The organism is Streptomyces sp. NPDC005962, assembly GCF_040629205.1.
Taxonomy (GTDB): Bacteria; Actinomycetota; Actinomycetes; order Streptomycetales; family Streptomycetaceae; genus Streptomyces.
In genome coordinates this window covers 16,126-39,172 of the sequence record NZ_JBEXVE010000006.1, presented here as the reverse complement: position 1 = coordinate 39,172, position 23,047 = coordinate 16,126, and the positions used below count along the sequence as shown (strand labels likewise).

Here is a 23,047-nt window from a genome sequence, read left to right as displayed (position 1 = left end):
CGCAGATGACGGACACCCCGACAGCGCCCAGGACAATGCGGCCGAGTTCGACGGCGGTACGTCACGGCCGAGCACGGCGAACGGACAGGAGAACGGACAGGAGTCGTTGTTCGGCGCGGGCTCGCGGTTCCAGGAACTCGTCAACGATCCGCGCTGGGCGCTGGCCATGGTCCGTGCGACCGTGCTGGAGGCCGCGCACCCGCAGATCGGCGCCGCGCTGATCGACAACTCCACTTTCGTCGCCCACCCGTGGCGACGGCTGCGCAACACCTTCCACAGCCTGCAGCGCATGTTCGGGGAGGACGAACAGGTACGGCGCCGGGAAGCGGCACGGCTGAACCGCCTCCACGCACGGCTCAACGGAACCGACCCGCGGAGCCGGCCCTACAACGCGATGGACCCCGCTGTACGGGCCTGGGTCGTGGCGACCATCTTCGAGAGCACCGTGACCATGTGCCGACTGAGCGGACAGCCTCTTGAGAAGCACGTCATGGAGGGGCTGTACGCCGAGTTCCAGGCGTATCTGGCCGCCATGGGAGACGCGTCCGGTCACCTGCCGCCCACCCTCTCCGAGTTCTGGCCCTACTACGACCAGGTGGTGGCACAGGAGCTGGAGAACACCGAGGCGATGCGGATCATCCTCTACAAGCTGTTCGACCATCTGCCCGCTCCGGCCCTGCTGGGCGGGGTGCCCACGCTGTGGGCCACCGGCCGGGCCGTCGTCGGCCCGCTCATCGGGGCGATCACCGTCGCCTCGCTCCCGGAGCCCTTCCGCCGGCGTGCCGGGCTGCCCGAGATGCCCGGTGCCCAGACCCTGATGCAGGGGGCGTATCTGGCCGTCGGTCTGGCCCGCTTCCTGCCGAACGGCTGGCTCCGGGCCGACGCCATCGCCGATCTGCTGGCTCTCTCGCCCGACAGTGACGACCCGCGAGCTCGGGCGGTCACCGCCCTGCACGACAAAATGAGGCGGGCCGGTGCCCTGATCCGGCTCATCACGCCTCTCCCTCCGCAGCCGGAACCCGTCTCCCGTACCGGCACCGAACGCAGTGCGGAGGAGTTCTTCCGCGAGGTACTCGACCAGACCGGCGACGGGTACCTGGACTGGCCGGATCTCGCCGCCATGGCCCGCGAGCTGTCCACCCGTCTCGATCTGGAGGAGCCGGAGGAAACAAGGCTCTACAACGCCTACGCCGACTGGTGGCGTGAACTCCAGACGGCACTGGACATCGACGGTGACGGCCGCGTCAGCGCCCGCGAGTACGCCACCGCCGTTCCCTCCCTGGCCGGCCCGGCACTGATCAAGGTCGCCGAGGTCCTCTTCGACGCCACGGACAAGGACGGCGACCAGCACATCGACGCAGACGAATACCGGGCGCTGTTCCGGACCGCGTTCCACCGCGACACCGTCGGCACCGACCGTACCTACACGCGCGGCGCCTTCATCGGGGACGTCCTGTCCTTCATGTCCGGCCGCCGGCGATCGACAGCCTACGACCCTCTGCTCGCCCAGCCGTGAGCCGCTCACGAGGGCGGTCGCGGCTTCCCGACCGAGCGGCGTGGCCCCAGACCTCAGCCTCCCTTGCGATGCGGCAGGATGGCCCCATGAGCATCGTCAAGATCAATGTGCTGACCGTCCCCGAGGAGCAGCGCGAGGTGCTGGAGAAGCGCTTCGCCTCCCGCGCCGGGACCGTGGAGAACTCCGACGGCTTCGAGTGGTTCGAACTGCTGCGTCCCATCGAAGGGACTGACACCTACCTGGTCTACACGCGCTGGCGCAGTGAGGAGGACTTCCAGGCGTGGATGGAGGGCCCCATGAAGGCCGCCCACCAGCGCGGCGGCGAGGACGCCCCGAAGCAGAAGCCCGCCGCGTCCGGGTCCACGCTTTGGTCCTTCGAGGTCGTCCAGCAGACCGGACCCAAGCAGGGCTGAGGCTGTTCCCGGCACCCCTCGGGGCCCTGTCCTGAAGTCATCGGTGGGGGTCAGGGCCCTGGTGCCGCGGAAGGGGCGGTTCATCTAGGGTCACCTTGTGTACGGGAGTGTCAGCGAGAAGCCCGCGCCCGCCCGAGGGGACGGGCAGCGCATTCTGGTCGTCGACGACGAGTCCAGGATCGCCGAACTGCTCTCGACCACCCTGGAGCTGGCCGGGTATCAGGTCGGGACCGCGGCCACCGGGGGTGAGGCGCTGGACCGGGTGGGGCGGGAGCGGCCGGATCTGGTGATCCTGGATGTGATGCTGCCCGATCTGGACGGGTTCACCGTGTGCCGTCGGCTGGTGGCCGCCGATGAGGACCATCCGCCCGTGCTCTTCCTCACCGCCCGCGACTCGCTGGATTCGCTGGTGACGGGGCTGGGCATCGGGGCGAACGACTACGTCACCAAGCCGTTCCGGATCGCCGAGGTGCTGGCCCGGGTGCAGGTGCTGCTGCGCGGGCGGCCGCGGCGGGCGCGGGAGGAGGCGCCGCCGCGGTACGCGGATCTGGTGCTGGACGATACGACCCGGCAGGCCCGGCGGGGCTGCCGCGCGCTGGACCTCACGCCCGCCGAGTACCGGCTGCTGCGCTATCTGCTGGTCAACGCCGGGCGGGTGGTGTCCAAGGAGCAGATCGGCGGACACCTGTGGTTCAAGGACCACCGGAGCTACGGGGACAACGCCATCGAGAAGCTGATCTCCCGTCTGCGGCACAAGGTCGACGAGGAGGCTCCGGCGCTGATCCACACCCGCCGCGGCTTCGGCTACTGGCTCGGCAGGCTCACCGCCGCATGAACAGCGACATGAACGACGATCTCTACGGGGACGAGCGCCGGCGCCTGGTCGAGGTGCTGCTGCACGAGCTGCGCACCTCGCTGACGACCATCCGCGGCTGGGCCGAACTCCCGCTCCAGGGCCTCAGCGACGACCCCGCGCTGATGGTGCGCGCCCTGCGGCGCATCCAGGAGGAGGCCGACCATATGTACGAGGCGACCCAGCGGGTGTTTCCCCGTTCGGACGTCTCGTGGCAACAGCCGCCCCGCCTGGCGCCGGTGGATCTGCGGGACGTGGCCGACGAGGCGGTGGCGGACCTGGGGCTGCTCGACCCCGAACGCCCCATCACCCGCGAGAACTCCGGCCGGACGGCCCTCGTCGCCGACAACCGGATGCTGCGGCACGCCGTCCGCAACCTGCTGGGCAACGCCCTGCAGCACACCCCCGCCGGAACCCCGGTGACCGTGGCGGTGCGCGGCCCGGTGCGGGGGCCCGGCGGGGAGCCGCGCGTCGAACTGTCGGTCGGCGACCGGGGGCCGGGCATGGACCCGCGGGCGGTCGCCCGGCTGACCACGCCGCGTCCCGAGGGCGACCACGGCGAGCCGGGCGGCGGCCTCGGGCTCACCATCGTGCGGCGGGTGGTCGACCGGCACGGCGGCGAGGTGACCGTGAGCAGCGCACCGGACCGGGGTACGACGGTGACTGTGGCCTTGCCCACAGTCAGCATTTCGTCAGGCAACTGACCGGGCGGCGTCAGGTCGGGGAGGTTCGCTGGTCATCACGTCCCCGGTGCACGCAGGTTCACACGCTCCGCTCCTGTTGGAATCCCCCACCCGAGGAGAGACATGACCGAGACGCTGGCAGAGACCACAACCCAGTCGGAAGACCCGATTCCGGCCTACCCGATGCCGCGGGCCGCCGGTTGCCCCTTCGACCCGCCGCCCACCGCGCAGGCGCTGCACGCCGAACGGCCGGTGGCGAAAGTGCGGATGTGGGACGGCAGCACCCCGTGGCTGGTGACCCGGTACGCCGACGCGCGCGCCCTGCTCGCCGACCCGCGCGCCAGTTCCCGGGCCACGCTGCCCGGCTTCCCGCACCCGAGCGCCGGCTTCCGCGATAGCGCCCCACAGCGGCGTTCCTTCATCTCCATGGACGACCCCGAGCACGCGCGCATCCGCCGCATGGTCACCGCCCCGTTCGCCATCAAGCGGGTCGAGGCGATGCGGCCCGCCATCCAGAAGATCACCGACGATCTGATCGACGCGATGCTGGCCGGGCCCACCCCGGCCGATCTGGTGCACGCGCTCGCGCTGCCGCTGCCGTCCCTGGTGATCTGCGCGCTCCTCGGAGTGCCGTACAAGGACCACGAGTTCTTCCAGCGGAACAGCTCGCTCATGATCAACCGCTACTCGTCGGCGGACGAGGCGGTCGCCGCCAACAACGCGCTGACCGACTATCTGGACGACCTCATCGGGACCAAACTCGCCGAACCCGCCGACGACATGCTCTCCGAGCTGGCCGCCCGGGTCGACAACGGTGAGCTGACCCGGCGCGAGGCCGCCTCCTTGGGCGTACTGCTGCTGATCGCGGGCCATGAGACCACCGCCAACATGATCGCCCTCGGCACCGCAGCGCTGCTTGTCCACCCCGATCAGCTCGCGACCCTGCGGGAGACCGACGACCCGAAGGTGGTCGCCAAGGCGGTGGAGGAGCTGCTCCGCTATCTGACGATCGTGCACAACGGCCGCAGCCGGGTCGCGCTGGAGGACATCGAGATCGGCGGCGAGACCATCCGCGCCGGGGACGGCATCATCGTCTACACCGGCACCGGCAACCGGGACGCGGAGCTCTTCCCCGAGCCCGACCGGCTGGACATCGGCCGCGACGCCCGCCGCCACATGGCGTTCGGCTTCGGCGTCCACCAGTGCCTGGGCCAGCCGCTCGCCCGGGTGGAGCTCCAGGTCGTCTACAGCACGCTCTACCGCCGCATCCCCACCCTGCGGCTGGCGACCGGCGTCGACGAGCTGCCGTTCAAACACGACGGCCTGGTGTACGGCGTCTACGAACTGCCCGTGGCCTGGGACGCGTGAGCGGGGAAGTAAAGGGAGCGAAGGGAGACAGAGGAGTCACCATGCGAGTGGAAGTCGATGTTCCCAAGTGTGTCGCGTCCGGTCAGTGCGTGATGATCGCCCCGGATGTGTTCGACCAGCGCGAGGAGGACGGGATCGTCGTGCTGCTGGACGACCGTCCCGCCGCCGAACTCCACACCGACGTACGGGAGTCCGCGGTGATCTGCCCGGCGGCGGCGATCCGTCTGGTGGAGGAGGAGTGAAACGCGTCGTCGTGGTCGGCGCCTCCGCCGCCGGGCTCGCGGCGGCGGAGACGCTGCGCCGGGAGGGGTACGGCGGTGCCGTCACCCTCGTCGGCGACGAACCGCATCCCCCGTACGACCGGCCGCCGCTGTCCAAGCAGATCCTCGACGGACGGTGGGACGCCGGGCGGCTGCCGCTGCGCGGGCGGGACGAGCTGGACGCGCTCGGCCTCGATCTGCGGCTCGGCGCCGCCGCGACCGGGCTCGACCCGGCCGGGCGTACGGTCGCCCTCGCCGACGGGACCGAAGTCCCGTACGACGGGCTGGTCGTCGCCACCGGCGTGCGGCCGCGCACGCTGCCCGGGAACCCGGCGGGCTGCCATGTGCTGCGCACGGTGGACGACGCGCTGGCGCTGCGGGACCGGCTCGCGGAGGGGAAGCGGCTGGTGGTGGTCGGCGCCGGATTCCTCGGCTCCGAGGCGGCCGCCGTCGCGCGCGGGCTGGGCGCGGAGGTGACGCTGCTGGAACCGGCGCCGGTGCCGCTCGCGGCCGCGGTCGGCGAGGACGTCGGCCGGGTGCTGTCGGGGGCACACCTCGACCACGGCGTGGACCTGCGCACCGGAGTGACGGTGACCCAGGTGACCGACGGCGGCGTGCTGCTGGCGGACGGCACCTCGGTCGAGGCGGACGAGGTGCTCGTGGCGATCGGTTCGGTACCCAACACCGAGTGGCTGGAAGATAGCGGCCTGCCGCTGGGCGACGGGCTGGAGTGCGACGAGTTCAGCGCCGCCGCCCCCGGTGTGTACGGGGCCGGTGACGTGGCGCGCTGGCACAACCCGCTGTTCGGCACGGCGATGCGGATCGAGCACCGTACGAACGCCACCGAGCAGGGCATGGCGGCGGCCCGCAACCTGCTCGCCCCGGCACCGGAGGCGCGGCGTCCGTATCAGCCGGTGCCGTACTTCTGGTCGGACCAGTACGGCCTGCGCGTCCAGGCGTACGGCCATCTGCGCGGCCACCAGGAGACGGCCGTGGTGGAGGGCGGCCTGGAGGAGCGGCGGTTCCTCACCGCGTACCGCCGCGGGGACCGGCTGACCGGGGTGCTGGCCGTGGGGATACCGCCCAAGGTGCTGCGCACCTGGCGGCAGTCGATCGCGGCCGGGGCGCGCTGGGAGGACGCGGTGGGCCGGGCCGTGCCGACGGCGTAGGCCCGGCGGGAGCAGCGAGCCCGGAGCCGGGAGCGGAGGAACGGAGGAGCGGGGGGTGGAAGCGGCTCAGACCGCGTCCGGTCCCCGCTCCCCCGTCCGTACGCGTACGAAGTCGTCCACCGGGACGGCCCACACCTTGCCGTCGCCGATCCGCCCGGTGCGGGCGGCGGTCACGATGGCGTCCATGACGGCATCGGCCTCGGCGTCCTCCACGACCACCTCGATGCGCGCCTTGGGCACGTAGTCGATGCGGTACTCGGCGCCTCGGTAGACCTCGGTGTGGCCGCGCTGCCGGCCGAAGCCGCTGGCCTCGGTGACGGTGAGGCCCTGCACACCGATCTCCAGCAGCGCCGTCTTCACATCGTCCAGCTTGAACGGCTTGACGATCGCCGTGATCAGCTTCATGGGGTCGGGGTCCTGTCGGGGTGACGCGGCGGGCGATGGGCGGCGTTCTGCGGCACGCCGTGGCCCAGAACTCCGTGATCATAGGCGCTCTCGGCGTGGACGGCGAGGTCGAGTCCGGACCGTTCGTCGTCCTCGGCCGCCCGGAAGCCCATGAACCGGTCGATGAGCTTCCCGATGCCGTAGGTCATGACGAACGCGTACGCGCCGACCGCCAGCACCGCCACGATCTGCTTGCCCAGCTGTCCCGCACCGCCCCCGGACAGCAGTCCGGCCGGGCCGCCGGTCATCGTGGAGGTGGCGAACAGACCGATCAGCACGGTGCCGACGATCCCGGCCACCAGGTGGACGCCGACGACGTCGAGCGAATCGTCGTAGCCGAAGCGGAACTTCCAGCTCACCGCGTACGAGCAGAGCACCCCGGCGGCGAGCCCGATCAGCAGCGCCCCGGCGACACCCACGGAACCGCACGACGGGGTGATCGCGACCAGTCCGGCCACCGCGCCGGACGCGGCGCCGAGGGTGGTGGCGTGACCGTCGCGGATCTTCTCCACCGCGAGCCAGCCCAGCAGCCCGGTGCAGCCCGCGGCCTGGGTGTTGATGAACGCGGCGGCCGCCATGCCGTTCGCCCCCATCGCCGACCCGGCGTTGAACCCGAACCACCCGAACCACAGCAGCCCGGCGCCGAGCAGCACCAGCGGCAGGTTGTGCGGCCGCATGGCCTCCTTCCTGAAGCCGATCCGCGGCCCGAGCAGCAGCGCCAGCGCCAGCCCGGACGCCCCGCAGTTGACCTCCACGACGGTGCCGCCCGCGAAGTCCAGCGCCCCCAGCTTGTCCAAGATCCAGCCACCAGGAGCGAACACCCAGTGCGCCACCGGAACGTATACGAGCAGCGTCCATACCGCGACGAACGCCACCCACGCGCCGAACCGGGCCCGGTCCGCGATGGCCCCGCTGATCAGCGCGGCCGTGATGATCGCGAAGGTGAGCTGGAAGGCGGCGTGGAGGAACGTCGGAACGCTCCCGGTCAGCGTCGTCGGCCCGATCCCGCGCATCCCCGCGTGCTCCAGACCGCCGAGCAGTCCGGCGCCGCCGAGGTCCTTGCCGAAGGCGAGGCTGTAGCCGACGAGCAGCCAGACCACGGTGACGACGGCGATGGAGACGAAGCTCATCATCAGCATGTTCAGCGCGCTCTTGGCCCGCACCATGCCGCCGTAGAACAGGGCGAGCCCTGGCGTCATGAGCAGCACGAGCGCGGTGCTGGCCAGCAGCCAGGCGGTGTCGCCGGCATCGAATCCGGTCGGCATGTCGATATGTCACCTTCTCGGTCGGCATGGTTCGCATCGATGGGTGCTCGATGGCCGCTCAGGGAAGGGTCACGTTCGGTCGTTACCACTCGCGCACGGACGTGTTTCCGCCACGTTTCGTGTTGCGTCGGCGTTTCCCCTCGTTCACCGTGGCGCACGCCACATGGGCACTCTCAGTGAGCGCAGATGTGAGATCTCCGTGGTCGCACCGCTCGTCGCATCAGGCGCGCCGGGCTGCTCGCCGGGCGGCGATCCGGCCCGCCGCGATGTCCACGGCCAGGAACGCGACCAGGGGGATGCCCAGCAGCGGCAGGTAGTAGCCCACCACGGCGATCCCGACGGCCAGCGGGGCCAGGACGTACCCCGGCACCTGCCGCCAGGCGCCGCGCGGGAAGGGGCGGCCGAACGCACCGGTGCGGCCGCGCTGCCACCACATGCGGTAGCCCCACACGATGATCAGGATCAGGGAGAGGGCGAGTGCCGCCAGGGCGAGTTGGTTGACGATGCCGAAGAGGACTCCGGTGTGGAGGTCGATGCCCCACCGGCTCAGCTTGGCCAGCAGCGGGTAGTCGGCGAACCGCACGGTGTCGGTGACCTCGCCGGTGGCCGGGGCGACGGCGACCGCGTCCTGCTTCTCCGGCCAACTGCGCTGGATCTGGCTGACCGTGTACCCGGCGCTCGGGCCGGAGGGCGGCACGATCTCGACCGGGTCGCCGAGGCCCTTCGCCCGGGCGGCCTTCAGCACGGCGTCGTAGCCCACGTCGGTGGCCTGGTGCTCGCCGCCCGAACCGCCCATGTCCATCCCCGGCATGGCGCCGTGACCGGCGTGTTCACCGGTGAGCCCGGAGGCCACGGCCGGGGTGGTCTGGCCGACGGCGGCGCGCAGGTCGGTGACGTTCGCCCCGGCGTACGTGGACCAAGTGAGCCCGGTGGCGGACAGGAAGAACAGCCCCGCCGCCACCCAGACACCGACGCCGCTGTGCAGCGCGAGGGTACGGCGGCGCCCGCCGGCGGGGGCGGCCGTGGGCGTGGCGGCGGGGGTGGTGGCGCGCTTGTTACGGCGGCGGGCGAACCAGAGCAGCAGTCCGCCACCGGTGATCACCCACAGCCAGCTGGCGGCGAGTTCGCTGTAGAGACGGCCGCTCTCGCCGAGGTGCAGATCGCGGTGGAACTCGTCGATCCAGGTGCGCAGCGGCAGGGCGCCGGTGCTGCCGTACTGCTCCAGCGCGCCGCGCACCTTCGCGGTGTACGGGTCGACGAAGACGGCGCGGGTGTGCCCCTCGGCGACCCCCTTCACCCCGGAGAGCAGCACCCGGGTGGTCGCGGTGTCGTCCGGCGACGGGCGCACGGCGCTGATCGTGCCCTCCGGGTGGGCCTCGCGGGCGGCGTCGATCTGCCGGGAGAGGGGCAACTTGGTGTCACCGGCCGGGACGCGCAGCTCATGGCCGTATATGACCTTCTCAGCCTGGTACGAGCCCGCGTACAGCAGTCCGGTGGTGGCCGCGATCAGCAGGAACGGGGCGACGAGGACACCGGCGTAGAAGTGCAGCCGCAGCACCAGGGGGCGCAGCACGGACCGGACCGGGCGGGCAGGGGTGTCCCGCCGGTCGGCCACGTCGTCATCGGCGCCGGGGGCCGGGGCGACGTGTTCGTCGGTGGGCATGGCGGCTCTCCTGGTTCGGGGGTGGCGTGCTCGTCCAGTAGTCGGGGCGGAGGGGGGTTGAGTTCCGGCGCGATTTGTGGCCTACGTCACAGGCGCGCGTTTTATCAACTTGGGACGAGTCCGCACCGTCGCCCGAGGTCGATGGCACGATGACCGCCATGACACCCGGCCCGGCTCTGCGCACCACACGTGCCGCGATCTTCGCGGTGGTGTGCGTGGTGATGGCGGCTCTGGGCCACGCGGTGATGTCAGGCGGGGCCGTGTCGTGGCAGATGCTGGGCGCGGCGTTCCTCGCCACCGCCTCCGCGGCATGGTGGCTGACGGGCCGACAGCGCGGGGGCGCGCTCGTGACCGGGGCGACGGTGGGGGCGCAGCTCTTGCTGCACCTGCTGTTCCACTTCTCGCAGTCCGTGCCGCTCCCGCAGGCCCCCATGAATCATGGCGCGCACGGCGCCGGGGGCATGAGCGGCGGCCCCGGCGCGGAGGGCATGGAGAGCGTGCGGGGCATGGCCGGGATGGCCGACGCGCACCTGGCGTCGGCGGCGGACGGCATCACACCCGGCATGGTGCTGGCCCACGCGCTGGCCGCGCTGGTGTGCGGGCTGTGGCTGTGGCGCGGCGAGGCCGCCGCGTTCCGGCTGGGCCGTACGCTCGCGGCCGCCGTCTTCGTACCGCTGCGCCTGGTCCTGCGTCTGCTGGGCGCGGACGCCCTGCCGCTGCCCACCCGTCGCCTTCCGGCGCGTCCGGGGGCCGGGCGGGCGCTGCGCGCGGCGCTCCTCCACTACGTGGTCGCCCGCAGAGGTCCTCCGGTGGGTCCCGTGCCCATCTGACCCGCCTGTCCCGACCGGTGACGGGCGGAAGCCCGTGACTTCCGGAGGACAACAGGCGATGCCCCCTGCCCTCGTACAGGACGTACAACAGGATCGCGATCAACAGATCACCGCATGGGCGCTGGACGCCCGCGACGGCGACGCGAACGCCGTCGAGCACTTCATCCGCGCCACCCATCTCGACGTCTGGCGCTTCGTCGTCCATCTGAGCGGCGACGCGCACGGCGCCGACGACCTGACCCAGGAGACGTACCTGCGGGCGCTGGCCGGGCTGCCCCGGTTCGCCGGGCGCTCCTGCGCCCGCACCTGGCTGCTGTCGATCGCCCGTCGCGCGGTCGCCGACCGCTACCGCGCCGCGGCCGCCCGCCCCCGTATCGCCGAGACGACCGACTGGCGGGCGCTCGCCGAACGGGCGCAGCCCGCCGGGCTGCCCGGCTTCGAGGAGGGCGTGGCCCTGCTCGAACTGCTGGCGACGCTGGACGCCCCGCGCCGCGAGGCGTTCGTCCTGACCCAGCTGCTCGGGCTCCCCTACGCCGACGCCGCCTCGGCCACGGGCTGCCCCGTGGGGACCGTTCGGTCCCGGGTGTCCCGTGCCCGCGAGCACATGACCGCGCTGCTGCGGGCGGCGGACCGGGACGTCCCGGTGCCGTCCTGCGGCTGACCGATAGCCGCTGACAGCTGGCAGCTGACGGCTACCAGCTGTCAGCTGCCGGATATCAGCTGCCAGATATCAGCTATCAGCTGACATATTTCACCGTCTGTCATCTGTTTTGAGGAGCCTGTCAGATGTCAACTGTTCGTACGATCCGCCGTATCGGTGCCGTGAGCGCCGCCGCGATCGCCGCGACGATCGTCTTCGCGGGTCCCGCGTCCGCACATGCGGAGGTCACGGCCTCCACCCCGCAGGCGCTGGCCAAGGACGTCGTCCTCACCTTCACGGGCGAGGCCGAGTCGGAGTCCGCCGGCTTCACCGATGTGCGCGTGGTGCTGCCCGAAGGCATCGCACCAGGGGACGTCACGCTGGACGAGGGGCCGAAGGGCTGGAAGATGAAGCCCACGAAGGACGGCTACACCATCAGCGGGCCGAAGCTGGCCGTGGGGACGAACGCCGTCCACAAGGTCAAGGTGCGGCAGTTGCCCGACGCGAAGTCGCTGGCGTTCAAGACCATCGAGACCTACAGCGACGGCAAGGTCTCGCGGTGGATCGAGCTGCCCGGCGACGGCCCGGAGCCGGAGGAGCCCGCGCCCGTCCTCGAACTGAAGGCGGCGGCCGCCGGGTCCAAGCCGTCGGCGTCCTCGCCCCCGCCGTCGAAGGACGCCGACAAGCCGTCCGACAAGGCGTCGGACAAGGCTTCCGGCGAGTCGACGAAGGAGAAGGCGGACGAGGAGGAGAGCGGCAACGGGGGCGCCGCCACCGCGATCGGCATCGGCATCGGCGTCCTGGTCGTCGCGGGCGGAGGCCTGTGGGTGTTCAAACAGCGCCGCTCGGCCTGACCGCGAAAACCCGTTGGCGGACCACAGTGACCACTGCTACTTTTCCGGAGGCCGTGCGAGAGAACGAGGAGGTGGTACCCGTGAACGCAGTATCGACATGGGTGCTCCCCTCCGGGGTCACGGTCGGGCGATAGGTCGTCCGGGAGCGCCGTTCACGCGCACTCCCGAAAGGCACGACCATGCGATTCACTTCCGAGCAGCGCCTCGACGACGGCGTCCTCGAACGCGAATTCACCCTCGGCGAGATCCCCGGCACCCTGTGGACGCCTGAATCCACCGCACCGGTCCCGCTGATCCTGATGGCCCACAACAACGGCCTGCCCAAGAGTCAGGCCCGGCTGGTGGCCCGGGCCCGGCACACCACGGCGTACGGCTACGCGGTGGCCACCATCGACGCCGCCGGGTGCGGTGACCGGCCCCGTTCCGCCGCCGACGAGCAGGCTCGCGCCGACATCCGCCGGGCGATGCGGACCGGCGAACCGGTCGACGAGATCTTCGAGTCCCTCGTCGGCCCGCTGGTCGAAAAGGCGGTCCCGGAATGGCGGACCACCCTGGACGCCCTCCTCGCGCTGCCCGAGATCGGCGGCCCGGTCGGGTACTCGGGGTGGACCGCCCTCGGCATCCGCCTGGCGGTGGTCGAACCGCGCATCGCGGCCGCCGGTTTCTTCGTCGGGGGTTACGTGCCCCGCGCCCAGCGCGAGGAGGCCCGGCAGGTCACCGTTCCGCTGCTGCTCCTGCTGCAGTGGGACGACGAAGGAAACCCCCGGCAGCGGGCCCTGGACCTGTTCGACGCCTTCGGCACCAAGGAGAAGACGCTGCACGCCAATATGGGCGGGCACACCGGCACCCCATGGTTCGAGCTGGACGACGGGAACCGGTTCTTCGGCCGACACCTGAAGTAGGACGCCGCTCGCCTGACCGCTGACGCCGCACTCCGCCCGGCCGCCACCCGGAACGATCTCCGGACGGCGGCCGGACGGGGAGACGGAGGGCTCAGATGCTGAGCAGCCGCTCCAGGACGTTGCGGTAGCCGCGCATGGCCAGACGCAGCTCCTCCGTCTCCGCGGTGCCCTCGGCGCCTTCGTGCCAGGCGGCGCGGAGGGTGTGGCGGCGTTCGGCGAGGAGATCGACCAGCCGGGCCGAGATCTCTTCGAGGAGGGTGTCCGCCTCTTCCACCGAGCCGCGCGGGGCGTCCACGAAGCCGCTGACCGCGTACCGCAGACGCTGGTTCAGCTTGTCGTGCTCGCTCGTCGGCAGGACGGGGAAGCTGGGCCCTTGCGGAGGCCCGTCCGGGAGCCCGTCCGGAGACCCGTCCGGCAGCCCGTCAGGGGTGTTCGTCGTCTCCGTACCGCCCGTCGGCCCGCCGAGGGGCGGCACTTCGTGCTTCTCCAGGCCGTGCCGACGGTGGCCGTCGTTGTGCTCGGGGCCGTAGTCCGCCTCCAGGCCGTGGTTGACTTCCGGGCCCCGGTCGACTTCGGGGCCGCGGTTCGCCGCCGGGCCCCTGTTGACGTCGGGGGCGCGGTTCGCTGCCGCGCCGCGGTTCACTGCCGGGCCGTGGTTCCGCTCCGGGCCGTTGTCCTTCATCGCGCACCGGCCTTCCCGATGTGCCAGCCGTGGGTCTTCCTGCCGGTCCTCCCGGCATGCCCCTGATGCCCCTCCTGCCCGTCGGACGCGTGGTGGGGCGGTTTCACCAGTTCCTCGAAGAACGGCCGGGCGTGCACCACGGCCTCGCGCAGCTCCTCGGTGTCGGCCCGGCCCTCACGGGCGCGGGCGGCCGCGACGTGGAGCTGCCGGTAGCCCTGCACACAGTCCGCGTGGTGCACGGACAGGGCCGCGACCTGCTCCTCGTAGCCGTCCGACGGATAGCCGCGGTCCCGCGCGAGGCGGGCGAGCAGCTGGTCCGCCCCGGCCACCGCGTATTCCGGGGACTCGATGAACTGTTCCTGAGTGCCCACCCATTCGGCCAGATAGCGCTCGCGCAGCTCGCCGGGGAGGGGTTCGGTCTTGAGATCTCGGTACCGTCGCAGCCGGTCGTCGAGTTCGCGCTCCGCCGCCCTGGTGTCGCCCGCGTGCTCGGCGACGTTCAGGTCGTACTCGGGTCCGAAGTGGCGCCGCAGAGCATTCTTCCTGCCGCCCCCACGCGCACGTACGATGACCGCGGCGAGCGCGACCGCCAGGACGACCGCGACAACCACGATGATGATCGCGCCAGTTGACATGGTCTGCTACTGCCTTCCCGCAGGTGCCCCGCTGTTCGGGGGCTCTGGGACGCCGGGTAGCCCGCTCCCCCACGCTCAAACTGCCTCAAATGGCGATGCGTTCGGTGACCGGTGGGTGCCAGGATGCCGGTCATGCCCCGTACCCCCGAGGCGCCGTACGCCGCCGCCCCGTCCTGGACCGTCGCCGCGCGGCCCGTCACCGACCCCGTCGCGGCCACGCTGCTGCGCGAGTACATGACCGACGTGGCCGACCGCTACTACCGCCTCCACGAGGGGCGCGACGCGACGCACGAGGAGGTCGAGCGGGCGCTGCGGGAGATGCCCAGCGACGACCTGGCCCCACCGGACGGCATGCTGCTGGTGGCGCGTCACAACGGCGACGTGGCCGGTTGCGCGGGGCTGCGGCGGCGGGACGGCTGTACAAACAAGGGCCGTAAAAGCAAGGGCCATACCGGGGAGCTGAAGCGGGTGTTCCTGCGCCCCGGCAAGCGCGGGCTCGGCGGGGGCGCCGCGCTGCTCGCGGCCGTGGAGAGTGCCGCGGGGCGCCTGGGCGTCGTACGGATCGTGCTGGACACCCGGCGCGACCTGGTCGAGGCGCGGGCGCTGTACGCACGCCACGGCTACCGGGACGTACCGGCGTTCAGCGAGGGGCCGTACGCCGAAGTGTGGATGGCCAAGGACCTCGTCTGAACGACGCCGCCCTACAGCTCACCGGGGCGGCTCACCGAGGCGGCTTCCGGGGCGGCTCCCGGCGCCAGGGGCGTTCGGCGTCGCAGCCGCACATCTCCCGCGACAGCTCGTCCACCAGCTCGACCAGATCCGTCGGCCGGTCCGGTGACCACCAGTCACCCAGCAGCTCGGCCAGCGACGCCTCGCGCGCCCGGAAGAGGCGGTCGGCGACCTCCCGGCCCCTGGAGGTCAGGGTCAGATCGAGCCCGTAGCGCACGCCGAGCCCGCGTTCCTCGATCTGGCGCGCCGCGCCGGTGATGGCCCGCAGCGGTACGGGCGTGCGCTCGGCCAGGACGGCGGGCTCGACCGAGCCGTAGTGACGGATGCGCAGCAGCATCCAGCTCGTGGCCGGGAGCAGGTCGAACCCGGCCCGCTCGGTGATGTCGACGTAGATCTTCCGGCGGCCCTCGCGGCTGCCCAGCAGGGACAGCGCCCGCGCGCATTCGTCGTACGAGGAGCGTTGGACGGGGTTGCTGGCCAGGACCTCGCCGCCCTCCGGCGCGGTGACGCTGGCGCGCAGCGGCTCCTCCCGCAGGAACCAGGCGAGGACGAAGGCGACCAGCACGACCGGGACCGCGTACAGGAACACGTCGGTGATGGAGATCGCGTACGCGTGCACCACCCCGGCCCGCTGGCCCGATGGCAGCCGCCCGACGGCGCGGGGGTCGGCGGCGAGCCCGGCGGGGGTGACGCCCGGGGGCAGCGACCGCCCGGCGAGCGCGTCGGCGATCTTGGGCGTCAGGTTGCCCGCGAAGATCGAACCGAAGACGGACACGCCGAAGGAGGCGCCGATGGAGCGGAAGAACGTCGCGCCGGAGGTGGCGACGCCCAGGTCCTGGTAGCTCACCGAGTTCTGCACGATCAGCACCAGCACCTGGATGACCAGTCCGAGGCCGCAGCCGAAGACGAAGAAGTAGGCGCTGGTCTCGACGACCCCGCTGGTCTCGCGCAGCTGGTGCAGGAGCAGCAGCCCGATGCCGGTGACGGCGGTGCCCAGGATCGGGAAGACCTTGTAGCGGCCGGTGCGGCTGACGAGTTCGCCGGAGACGGTGGAGCAGAGCAGCATGCCGAGGACCATCGGCAGCATATGGACGCCGGAGAGGGTCGGCGAGACGCCCTGGACGATCTGGAGGAACGTCGGCAGATAGACCATGCTGCCGAACATCGCGAAGCCGACGACGAAGCCGATGACCGCGCAGAGCGTGAAGGTGCGGCTGCGGAAGAGCTTCAGCGGCAGCACCGGTTCGGCGGCCCGCCGCGCCACGTATACGAAGGAGATCAGCAGGACGGCGCCGAGCACCGCGAGCCCGACGATCTGCCAGGACCCCCAGCCGAAGCTGACACCGCCGAGCGAGGCCATCAGCACCAGGGTGGCGGCCACTCCGGCGATGAGCGCGGTGCCGAGGTAGTCGATGGTGTGGCGGGTGCGGCTGACCGGGATGTGCAGGACGGAGGCGATCACGAGCAGCGCGACGACGCCGACGGGGAGGTTGATGTAGAACACCCAGCGCCAGCTGAGCTGGTCGACGAAGAGCCCGCCGAGCAGCGGCCCCAGCACACTGGTGCAGCTGAAGACGGCACCGAAGAGCCCCTGGTAGCGGCCGCGTTCACGGGGCGGGACGATATCGCCGACGATGGCCATCGACAGCACGATCAGCCCGCCGCCGCCCAGCCCCTGGAGCCCGCGGAAGGCGATCAGCTGCCCCATGTTCTGGGCGAGCCCGCACAGCGCCGAGCCGGTCAGGAAGATGACGATCGCGGCCTGGAAGAGCTTCTTGCGCCCGTACTGGTCGCCGAGCTTGCCCCAGAGCGGGGTCGCGGCGGTGGAGGCGAGCAGATAAGCGGTCACCACCCAGGACAGATGGTCGAGACCGCCGAGGTCGCTGACGATGGTCGGCAGCGCGGTGGAGACGATGGTCTGGTCGAGCGCGGCGAGCAGCATGCCGAGCAGCAGCGCGCCGATGGCCACCAGGACCGTGCGCTTCGGCCGCGCCTCCTCGGGGCCCGGAACCACGGGGTCCGGGATCGGAGTCGGGCGGTCGGCGTCCTGCGCCATGACGACTCCTCGGACTCCTCGGCTGCTCGCCCTCCCATCCTCACCCCAACGCGCCCTTTATGCCCTGTTACGGTCGGCCGGGCCGGTTCGTCCGTGACGTACCCGGCACCTCCCCTGACGACGAACGCATGCGCGGAAGCCGATCAGATGCGCATAATCGCAGCGAAGTACAGGGAGGGAAATTTCGTGACGGCAGATTCCTGCCCGCACTGCTACGCACCGTTCCGCGCGAACGGCCGAGCCAGCTGTGCGTGCGCCGCACGCGCCACCACCGCGGGACCGACGCCCGGACCGGCGACCGGGCCCATGACCGGCGGCACCAGTGCGCAGACCACCGACGACCAGCGGACCACTGGCGACCAGACGAACGACGGCCGGACGACCGGCGCCCGGGCGGACGGCGGCCCGCGGGCCGGCAGCCAGCCACGCGCCATCCGTCCGTACCTCAGACTCTCCGGCGACCGCGGGTCCGGACCCCGTCCGCGCGACGTCGGGAAGTTCTTCCGCAAAGCGAAGGACGAAGCGGCACCCGCCACGGCGGAATCCGGACCGCGGTCCGGGCCGAAGCCCGGCGAGGGCGGAGACGCCGCCGACGAGACCCAGGTGATCGACCGCATCGCGCCCATCACCCCGGTCGACCGCATCACCCCCGGAGGGCCCGTCGACCGCACCCGGGTGATCGACCGCATCACCGCGGCGGGCCGCCGCGACAGCGCCGCCCCGGGGGCCGCCAAGGGGGCCTTCACGGGAACGGGAGCAGGAGCAGGAGCCCTTCTTAAGGGAGAAGGACACGGCGGCGGGGCCGACGGACCCCACGACGAGACCGTCAGCAATGCCGACGACGGCGCCAGCCGCCACCGCAAGAACCGCCGCAAGCCCGTCGCCACGGCGGTCGCGGGGGCCGCCGCGGTGATCGTGGCCGGAACGCTGGCCTTCACCACCGGCCTGCTGGGCGGAAACAAGGACAGCGGCAAGCGCGGCGACGGCGCCCTCGCCGAGACGCAGACCAGCGCCCCGGACCTGCCACCGGCCGAGGACGAGGGCACCACCCCGTCCCACACCGCCACCCCGAGCAAGAAGCCCCGCACCACAGAGTCCCCCGCGAAGCCGCCGAGCACGAGCCGGAACCAGGACCGTGCGGCACCACCGGCGCCCCGTACGCCCGCGGCGCCGCCCACGAGCCGCCCGGCCGCCGACCCGAAGCCGGACAACCCCGGTACGCCCAGCACGCCGGAGAAGACCGAACGGCCGACCCAGTCCCCGACCGACGAGCCCCCCAAGACTCCCGAGCCCACCGGACCGCCGGTGCTGAGCGAGGGCGACAGCGGGGCCGAGGTCACCGAGCTGCAGAAGCGGCTGACCCAGCTGCTGCTGTACCTCGGCGTCGCGGACGGCAAGTACGACGACGGGGTGAAGGACGCGGTCGCGTCGTACCAGGACCGGTACGACATCAAGGGGGACCCAGAAGGGGTCTACGGCGAGAACACCCGCCGCGACCTCGAATCCCGGACCGACGAGCCGTAGAACGACGGCGTAGAACGACGAATCCGAGGCGGGTGGTGCCGGGGGTGGTGTCGAAAGACACCCCCGGCCCCTGGCGTACGGGCGGACCTCTTTGTATCGTGGAGGAACAAAGTGGTTCCGCCCGTTTTCCCTGACCGGCGGGCGGAGCCACTTGTGTTCTTTCGGCCTGCCCGTCTCCGTTGCCCGCTTCCCGTCCGCGCCCTGGAGTCCGCCATGCCGCTCACCGCCCGCGCCCTGCTGCTCGACATGGACGGCACGCTGGTGAACTCGGACGCCGTGGTCGAGCGCTACTGGCGGATCTGGGCCGCCGAGCAGGGTCTGGACCCCGAGAGCGTGCTCCAGGTCGTCCACGGCCGCCAGGCACACGCCACCATGGCGGCGCTGCTGCCGGACCGGCCGGTGGAGCGGAACCTGGCCGACAACCGGTGGATGCTCGAACGGGAGACCACCGACCTGGACGGCGTCGTGCCGATCACCGGCGCACCCGCCTTCATGGCCGCGCTCGCCGGTCTGCCGCACGCCCTCGTCACCTCCGCCGACGACGGCCTGGCCCGGGCCAGGATGGGCGCGGCCGGACTGCCGCTGCCCGCCGTCCTGGTGACGGCGGAGCGGGTCGGGGCGAGCAAGCCGGACCCGGAGGGCTTCCTGAAGGGCGCCGCCGAACTGGGCTTCGCGCCGGGGAACTGCGTGGTCTTCGAGGACTCGGAGGTCGGCATCGCGGCGGGCCGGGCGGCCGGGATGCGCGTCGTCGGCGTCGGACCGCGCGCCGCGGCCCACGCGCCGGACGCCCACGTACGGGATCTGACGCAGGTGCGGATCGAGCCGCTGGACGGCGACGACGGCCTGCGGCTGCACCTCACGCACTGAACACGGGCTGAACGTACCGCACTGAGCACCCACTGAGCGCGGCCCGCGCCCGCACACGCGTACGGGACCGGGCCGCTCAGCCTTCTCCCGCCGCCTACGCCGCCACGGCCTCGTACAGACTGAAGCCGCCCAGCGCGAGCATCACCAGCGCCGCCACCTTCGTGATCAGCCGCAGCGGTACGTACTTCATCAGGGTGCGCCCACCCAGGATGCCCAGCCCCGCGACCGCCCACAGGGCCAGCACCGCGCCCACGCCGACCGACAGCGGATCGTCGTAGCGGGCGGCGAGGTTGGCGGTCATGATCTGGGTGAGATCGCCGAACTCGGCGACCAGGATCAGCATGAAGCCCGCCCCGGAGACCTTCCAGAAGGACTGATCGGCGGGCTTGGTGACCTCCTCCTCGTCGTCGTCCTTCTTGAAGAGCAGGATCGCCGCGCCGCCCAGGAAGAGCAGGCCGACGATCGTCTGGAGCAGTCGGTGCGGCAGCAGGCCGAGCACACTGCCCGCCGCGATGGCGATCCCGACGTGGATGGCGAAGGCGGCGGCGACGCCCACGAAGACGTACGACGCGCGGTAGCGGGTGCCGAGCATCAGCCCGGCCAGGGCGGTCTTGTCGGGCAGCTCGGCGAGGAAGACGACGCCGAAGACCACGGCGGCGACGGTGAAGCTGAACACGGGCTGGATACCTCTTAGGGTCGGGCCGCACCGAGGGGCCCATCAAGAGGGTTCGCTTCGGCACGGCAGCGTCGGACACTGCGGCCGAAGGTCTCGCTGGCGTACGCGGCCCGCCCGATGCGGCGGTGGCCTCGTACGCTCCGGGCGCCGGCCCGCACCCCTGGGGGGCGGGCAGTATGTCGACGGTCCGGCGGAGAGCTACTCCCCTTCTGCTGCCGCCCAGCCTACGGGACGCCTCCGGCGCGCCCACTCACGGGTTCCCACCAGGGACAACCGGGGACGGCCAGGGGGGCGGAACGGCGGCTCGCGGCCCCGGCACGGCGGGCGACGGTGGCGCCGGAGCGCAACGACGCCCCCTCTACTTACGGAAGCCCCTTGCGTTGACATGACCGCGTCGCCACTCTGTTACCTGGCGCCCGCCCCACGTCCACCCGGCGCCACGACGATGGCCGCGTTGCCGGGGCCAACGACCCCCCACCCCTAGGGAGTTCGCATGTCGCACCTCCACGACCGTCGGCGCGTCTACGCGCGTCGCGCCGCCGTCTTCGGCGGCTTCGCCGGACTGCTGGGCACGCTGGTGCTGAGCGGACCGTCCGCCCAGGCGGCCCCGCCCACCCCGCCGAGCGCCGCCACCGCCCGTACCCAGCTGGCCGCGCTGACGGTCAAGGCCGAGGGGTCGTCCGACGGCTACAGCCGGGACAAGTTCCCGCACTGGATCACCCAGAGCGGCTCCTGCAACACCCGCGAGGAAGTCCTCAAGCGCGACGGTACGAACGTCCAGACCGACTCCAGCTGCGCCGCCACCAGCGGAACCTGGAAGTCCGCGTACGACGGCGAGACCTGGACCGCCGCCTCCGACGTGGACATCGACCACGTCATCCCGCTGTCCGAGGCGTGGAAGTCCGGCGCCAGCAGCTGGACCACCGCCCAGCGCCAGGCGCTCGCCAACGACCTGACCCACTCGCAGCTGATAGCCGTGACGGACAACGTCAACCAGTCCAAGGGCGACAAGGACCCGGCCAAGTGGCTCCCGCCGCTCGCCTCGTACCACTGCATGTACGCGCGCATGTGGGTCTCGGTGAAGTCCACTTACAAGCTCGACGTCGACTCGGCGGAGAAGGCCAAGCTGAGCGACATCCTCAGCGGCTGCTGATCACCCGCCGGAACCGTAACGACTCTTCCGTCGTTCCGTACCGTACGACGCGTACGGTACGGAACGCGGAGCGACGGAGGAGGGCCGGATGGCCGGGCTGCGCCTGGGACCACTGCTGCGGCACGTGGACTGGGAGACGGGGACGGAAGCGACCGTCTGGGTGGAGGCCGACCGGCCCTGCGAAGCGGAGGTGCGCTGCGCCGACGGCGCGGGCGGCACGGCCCGCACCTGGCGGATCGCCGGGCACCACTACGCGTTGATCCCGGTCACCGGGCTGCGCCCGGGCGGTGAGACGGCGTACCGGGTGCTGCTGGACGGAGAGCAGGTGTGGCCGCTGCCGGACTCCCGCTTCCCGGACTCCACGATCCGTACACCCGACGTGTCCGCCACCGGGCCCGCCGACGTGTCCGCCGACAGTTCCGCCACCGGCTTCGCCGACAGGCCCACCACCGGCTCCGGCGGCCAGCGGCCCGTGCGGGTCGCCTTCGGCTCCTGCCGGTGGGCCGCGCCGCCGTCCGACGCCTCGCACGACCCGGTGGGGCCCGACGCCCTGGACACCCTCGCGCACACCCTCGCCACCTCGCCCGACGCCCCGCGCCCCGATGTGCTCGTGCTGCTGGGCGACCAGGTGTACGCGGACGAGACGTCCACCGAGACCCGCCGCTGGCTCGCCACCCGCCGCGATCTGTCCGAGCCGCCGGGCGACCAGGTCACGGACTACGAGGAATACACGCGGCTGTACTACGAGTCCTGGCTCGACCCCGAGGTGCGGTGGCTGCTGTCCACCGTGCCCAGCTGCATGATCTTCGACGATCACGACGTCATAGACGACTGGAACACCAGCGAGGCGTGGCTGAACCAGATGCGCGCCACGCCCTGGTGGCGCGAGCGCATACTGAGCGGCCTGATGTCGTACTGGGTGCACCAGCACCTGGGCAACCTCTCCCCCGCCGAACTCGCCGCCGACGGCCTGTACGCGGCGGTGCGGGAGACCGAGGACGGCACGGAGGCGCTGCGGGACTTCGCCTCCCGCGCCGACGCCGACCCCGCGTACAACCGCTGGAGCTACCGCCGCGACTTCGGTCCGGTACGGCTGCTGATGGTCGACACGCGCGGCGCCCGGGTGCTGGGCGAGGGCGCGCGGGCCATGGTGGAGGACAAGGAGCTGGCCTGGGTGCGGCAGCAGGCCCTCGACCGGGCCGGGACGTACGACCACCTCCTCATCGGCACCTCCCTGCCCTGGCTGCTACCGCACTTCGTGCACGACGTGGAGGCATGGAACGCCTCGGTGTGCGGCGGTCGGCGCGGGGCGCGCTGGGCGCGCATCGGCGAGGATCTGCGGCAGCGCGGCGACTTGGAGCACTGGGCCGCCTTCCCCGAGTCCTTCGACGACCTCACCGATCTGATCGCCGAGGTCGGCGAGGGGCCGGACGCGCCCGCGACGATCAGTGTGCTGTCGGGCGATGTGCACCACGCGTACATCGCCGAACCGGACTGGTCCCGCTGGCCGCGCCGACCGGTCAGCGAGGTCCGCCAGCTGACCTGCTCGCCGGTGCACAACAGCATCCACGCCTCGATCCGCGTCGGCTTCCGCTTCGGCTGGAGCCGGGCGGGCCGCGCCCTGGGCCGCGTCTTCACCCGCCACGGCCGCGTCCCGGCGCCCCGGCTGACCTGGCGCAAGACCGGCGGCCCCTGGTTCGGCAACCAGCTGATGACGCTGACGCTCCGGGGCAGGACCGCGCAGCTGCGCCTCGACCAGGCGGTCGCGTCCCCGGAACCCCATCTGACCACCGCGTTGCGGACGTCCTGGCCCGAGGCCTGACCGGGCCGCGCGCCGAGGCCTGACCGGTCCGCGCGCCGAGGCC

General features: G+C 71.9%; 23 protein-coding genes. 16 read left to right on the top strand and 7 right to left on the bottom strand.

Features of this window, described 5'->3' with window-relative positions:
* The first annotated feature begins 106 nt into the window (after nucleotides 1–106).
* The 7 genes from ABZ370_RS12210 to ABZ370_RS12180 all read left to right on the top strand — a co-directional run bounded on the left by ABZ370_RS12210 (nucleotide 107) and on the right by ABZ370_RS12180 (nucleotide 6,262).
* The gene (locus ABZ370_RS12210) at nucleotides 107–1,516 is read left to right on the top strand and encodes an oxygenase MpaB family protein (RefSeq protein WP_358619856.1); all 1,410 of its coding nucleotides are present in this window, start codon (nucleotides 107–109) and stop codon (nucleotides 1,514–1,516) included.
* A gap of 86 nt (nucleotides 1,517–1,602) precedes the next feature.
* A complete protein-coding gene (locus ABZ370_RS12205) occupies nucleotides 1,603–1,929 on the top strand; it encodes an antibiotic biosynthesis monooxygenase (RefSeq protein ID WP_358619402.1) in 327 nt (108 codons plus the stop codon).
* Nucleotides 1,930–2,026: 97 nt separating this feature from the next.
* Nucleotides 2,027–2,764 (top strand): response regulator transcription factor, encoded by a 738-nt coding sequence (locus ABZ370_RS12200; protein ID WP_358619401.1) that lies wholly within the window; start codon nucleotides 2,027–2,029, stop codon nucleotides 2,762–2,764.
* Nucleotides 2,765–2,772: 8 nt separating this feature from the next.
* Complete coding sequence (locus ABZ370_RS12195; protein ID WP_358619399.1) at nucleotides 2,773–3,486, top strand: HAMP domain-containing sensor histidine kinase; 714 nt, start codon at nucleotides 2,773–2,775, stop codon at nucleotides 3,484–3,486.
* 102 nt (nucleotides 3,487–3,588) lie between these two features.
* Nucleotides 3,589–4,833 (top strand): cytochrome P450, encoded by a 1,245-nt coding sequence (locus ABZ370_RS12190; protein WP_358619398.1) that lies wholly within the window; start codon nucleotides 3,589–3,591, stop codon nucleotides 4,831–4,833.
* A 41-nt stretch (nucleotides 4,834–4,874) separates the two neighbouring features.
* Complete coding sequence (locus ABZ370_RS12185) at nucleotides 4,875–5,075, top strand: ferredoxin (protein WP_358619396.1); 201 nt, start codon at nucleotides 4,875–4,877, stop codon at nucleotides 5,073–5,075.
* Complete coding sequence (locus ABZ370_RS12180; protein ID WP_358619395.1) at nucleotides 5,072–6,262, top strand: FAD-dependent oxidoreductase; 1,191 nt, start codon at nucleotides 5,072–5,074, stop codon at nucleotides 6,260–6,262. Before ABZ370_RS12185 ends, ABZ370_RS12180 begins: the two co-directional genes overlap by 4 nt.
* Before the next feature lie 66 nt (nucleotides 6,263–6,328).
* On the opposite strand, the gene ABZ370_RS12175 is transcribed toward ABZ370_RS12180, so the two are convergent.
* From ABZ370_RS12175 to ABZ370_RS12165, 3 genes are all read right to left on the bottom strand, one after another.
* Complete coding sequence (locus tag ABZ370_RS12175) at nucleotides 6,329–6,667, bottom strand: P-II family nitrogen regulator (protein ID WP_358619393.1); 339 nt, start codon at nucleotides 6,665–6,667, stop codon at nucleotides 6,329–6,331.
* Nucleotides 6,664–7,971: an ammonium transporter gene (locus ABZ370_RS12170; RefSeq protein WP_358619391.1), complete on the bottom strand. Its 1,308-nt coding sequence runs from the start codon at nucleotides 7,969–7,971 to the stop codon at nucleotides 6,664–6,666. The genes ABZ370_RS12175 and ABZ370_RS12170 overlap by 4 nt, the downstream gene beginning before the upstream one ends.
* Nucleotides 7,972–8,191: 220 nt before the next feature.
* Nucleotides 8,192–9,634, bottom strand: a complete 1,443-nt coding sequence (locus ABZ370_RS12165; protein WP_358619389.1) for a PepSY domain-containing protein — start codon at nucleotides 9,632–9,634, stop codon at nucleotides 8,192–8,194.
* Between the two features lie 149 nt (nucleotides 9,635–9,783).
* On the opposite strand from ABZ370_RS12165, the gene ABZ370_RS12160 reads away from it, so the two are divergent.
* From ABZ370_RS12160 to ABZ370_RS12145, 4 genes are all read left to right on the top strand, one after another.
* The gene (locus tag ABZ370_RS12160; RefSeq protein ID WP_358619386.1) at nucleotides 9,784–10,464 is read left to right on the top strand and encodes a hypothetical protein; all 681 of its coding nucleotides are present in this window, start codon (nucleotides 9,784–9,786) and stop codon (nucleotides 10,462–10,464) included.
* A 58-nt stretch (nucleotides 10,465–10,522) separates the two neighbouring features.
* Nucleotides 10,523–11,125 carry a sigma-70 family RNA polymerase sigma factor gene (locus ABZ370_RS12155; RefSeq protein WP_358619384.1) on the top strand — a complete coding sequence of 201 codons (603 nt, stop codon included), beginning with the start codon at nucleotides 10,523–10,525 and terminating at the stop codon, nucleotides 11,123–11,125.
* A gap of 125 nt (nucleotides 11,126–11,250) precedes the next feature.
* Complete coding sequence (locus tag ABZ370_RS12150) at nucleotides 11,251–11,958, top strand: DUF1775 domain-containing protein (protein WP_358619382.1); 708 nt, start codon at nucleotides 11,251–11,253, stop codon at nucleotides 11,956–11,958.
* A gap of 179 nt (nucleotides 11,959–12,137) precedes the next feature.
* A complete protein-coding gene (locus ABZ370_RS12145; RefSeq protein WP_358619381.1) occupies nucleotides 12,138–12,860 on the top strand; it encodes an alpha/beta hydrolase in 723 nt (240 codons plus the stop codon).
* Nucleotides 12,861–12,951: 91 nt separating this feature from the next.
* On the opposite strand, the gene ABZ370_RS12140 is transcribed toward ABZ370_RS12145, so the two are convergent.
* Both ABZ370_RS12140 and ABZ370_RS12135 read right to left on the bottom strand, forming a co-directional pair.
* On the bottom strand, nucleotides 12,952–13,542 hold the full coding sequence (locus ABZ370_RS12140) for a hypothetical protein (RefSeq protein WP_358619379.1): 591 nt from the start codon (nucleotides 13,540–13,542) through the stop codon (nucleotides 12,952–12,954).
* Complete coding sequence (locus tag ABZ370_RS12135; protein ID WP_358619377.1) at nucleotides 13,539–14,177, bottom strand: hypothetical protein; 639 nt, start codon at nucleotides 14,175–14,177, stop codon at nucleotides 13,539–13,541. The genes ABZ370_RS12140 and ABZ370_RS12135 overlap by 4 nt, the downstream gene beginning before the upstream one ends.
* A gap of 132 nt (nucleotides 14,178–14,309) precedes the next feature.
* On the opposite strand from ABZ370_RS12135, the gene ABZ370_RS12130 reads away from it, so the two are divergent.
* The gene (locus ABZ370_RS12130) at nucleotides 14,310–14,867 is read left to right on the top strand and encodes a GNAT family N-acetyltransferase (protein ID WP_358619376.1); all 558 of its coding nucleotides are present in this window, start codon (nucleotides 14,310–14,312) and stop codon (nucleotides 14,865–14,867) included.
* 31 nt (nucleotides 14,868–14,898) lie between these two features.
* Here ABZ370_RS12130 and ABZ370_RS12125 read toward each other — a convergent pair whose 3' ends face one another.
* Entirely contained in the window at nucleotides 14,899–16,962 is a 2,064-nt protein-coding gene (locus tag ABZ370_RS12125) for an MDR family MFS transporter (protein ID WP_358619374.1), read from the bottom strand.
* Nucleotides 16,963–17,148: 186 nt separating this feature from the next.
* Between ABZ370_RS12125 and ABZ370_RS12120 the strand changes: the two genes are divergently transcribed.
* Both ABZ370_RS12120 and ABZ370_RS12115 read left to right on the top strand, forming a co-directional pair.
* A complete protein-coding gene (locus ABZ370_RS12120) occupies nucleotides 17,149–18,486 on the top strand; it encodes a peptidoglycan-binding protein (RefSeq protein ID WP_358619372.1) in 1,338 nt (445 codons plus the stop codon).
* 213 nt (nucleotides 18,487–18,699) lie between these two features.
* Nucleotides 18,700–19,353, top strand: coding sequence for an HAD-IA family hydrolase (locus ABZ370_RS12115; RefSeq protein WP_358619370.1), 654 nt, complete (start codon nucleotides 18,700–18,702; stop codon nucleotides 19,351–19,353).
* Between the two features lie 94 nt (nucleotides 19,354–19,447).
* Here the strand turns inward: ABZ370_RS12115 and ABZ370_RS12110 are convergent, their stop codons facing one another.
* A complete protein-coding gene (locus ABZ370_RS12110; RefSeq protein ID WP_358619368.1) occupies nucleotides 19,448–20,029 on the bottom strand; it encodes a TMEM165/GDT1 family protein in 582 nt (193 codons plus the stop codon).
* A 493-nt stretch (nucleotides 20,030–20,522) separates the two neighbouring features.
* Here ABZ370_RS12110 and ABZ370_RS12105 point away from each other — a divergent pair, with 493 nt between their 5' ends.
* Nucleotides 20,523–21,182: an HNH endonuclease family protein gene (locus ABZ370_RS12105; RefSeq protein ID WP_358619367.1), complete on the top strand. Its 660-nt coding sequence runs from the start codon at nucleotides 20,523–20,525 to the stop codon at nucleotides 21,180–21,182.
* A gap of 88 nt (nucleotides 21,183–21,270) precedes the next feature.
* The gene (locus tag ABZ370_RS12100) at nucleotides 21,271–23,004 is read left to right on the top strand and encodes an alkaline phosphatase D family protein (protein ID WP_358619365.1); all 1,734 of its coding nucleotides are present in this window, start codon (nucleotides 21,271–21,273) and stop codon (nucleotides 23,002–23,004) included.
* Nucleotides 23,005–23,047 lie beyond the last annotated feature (43 nt).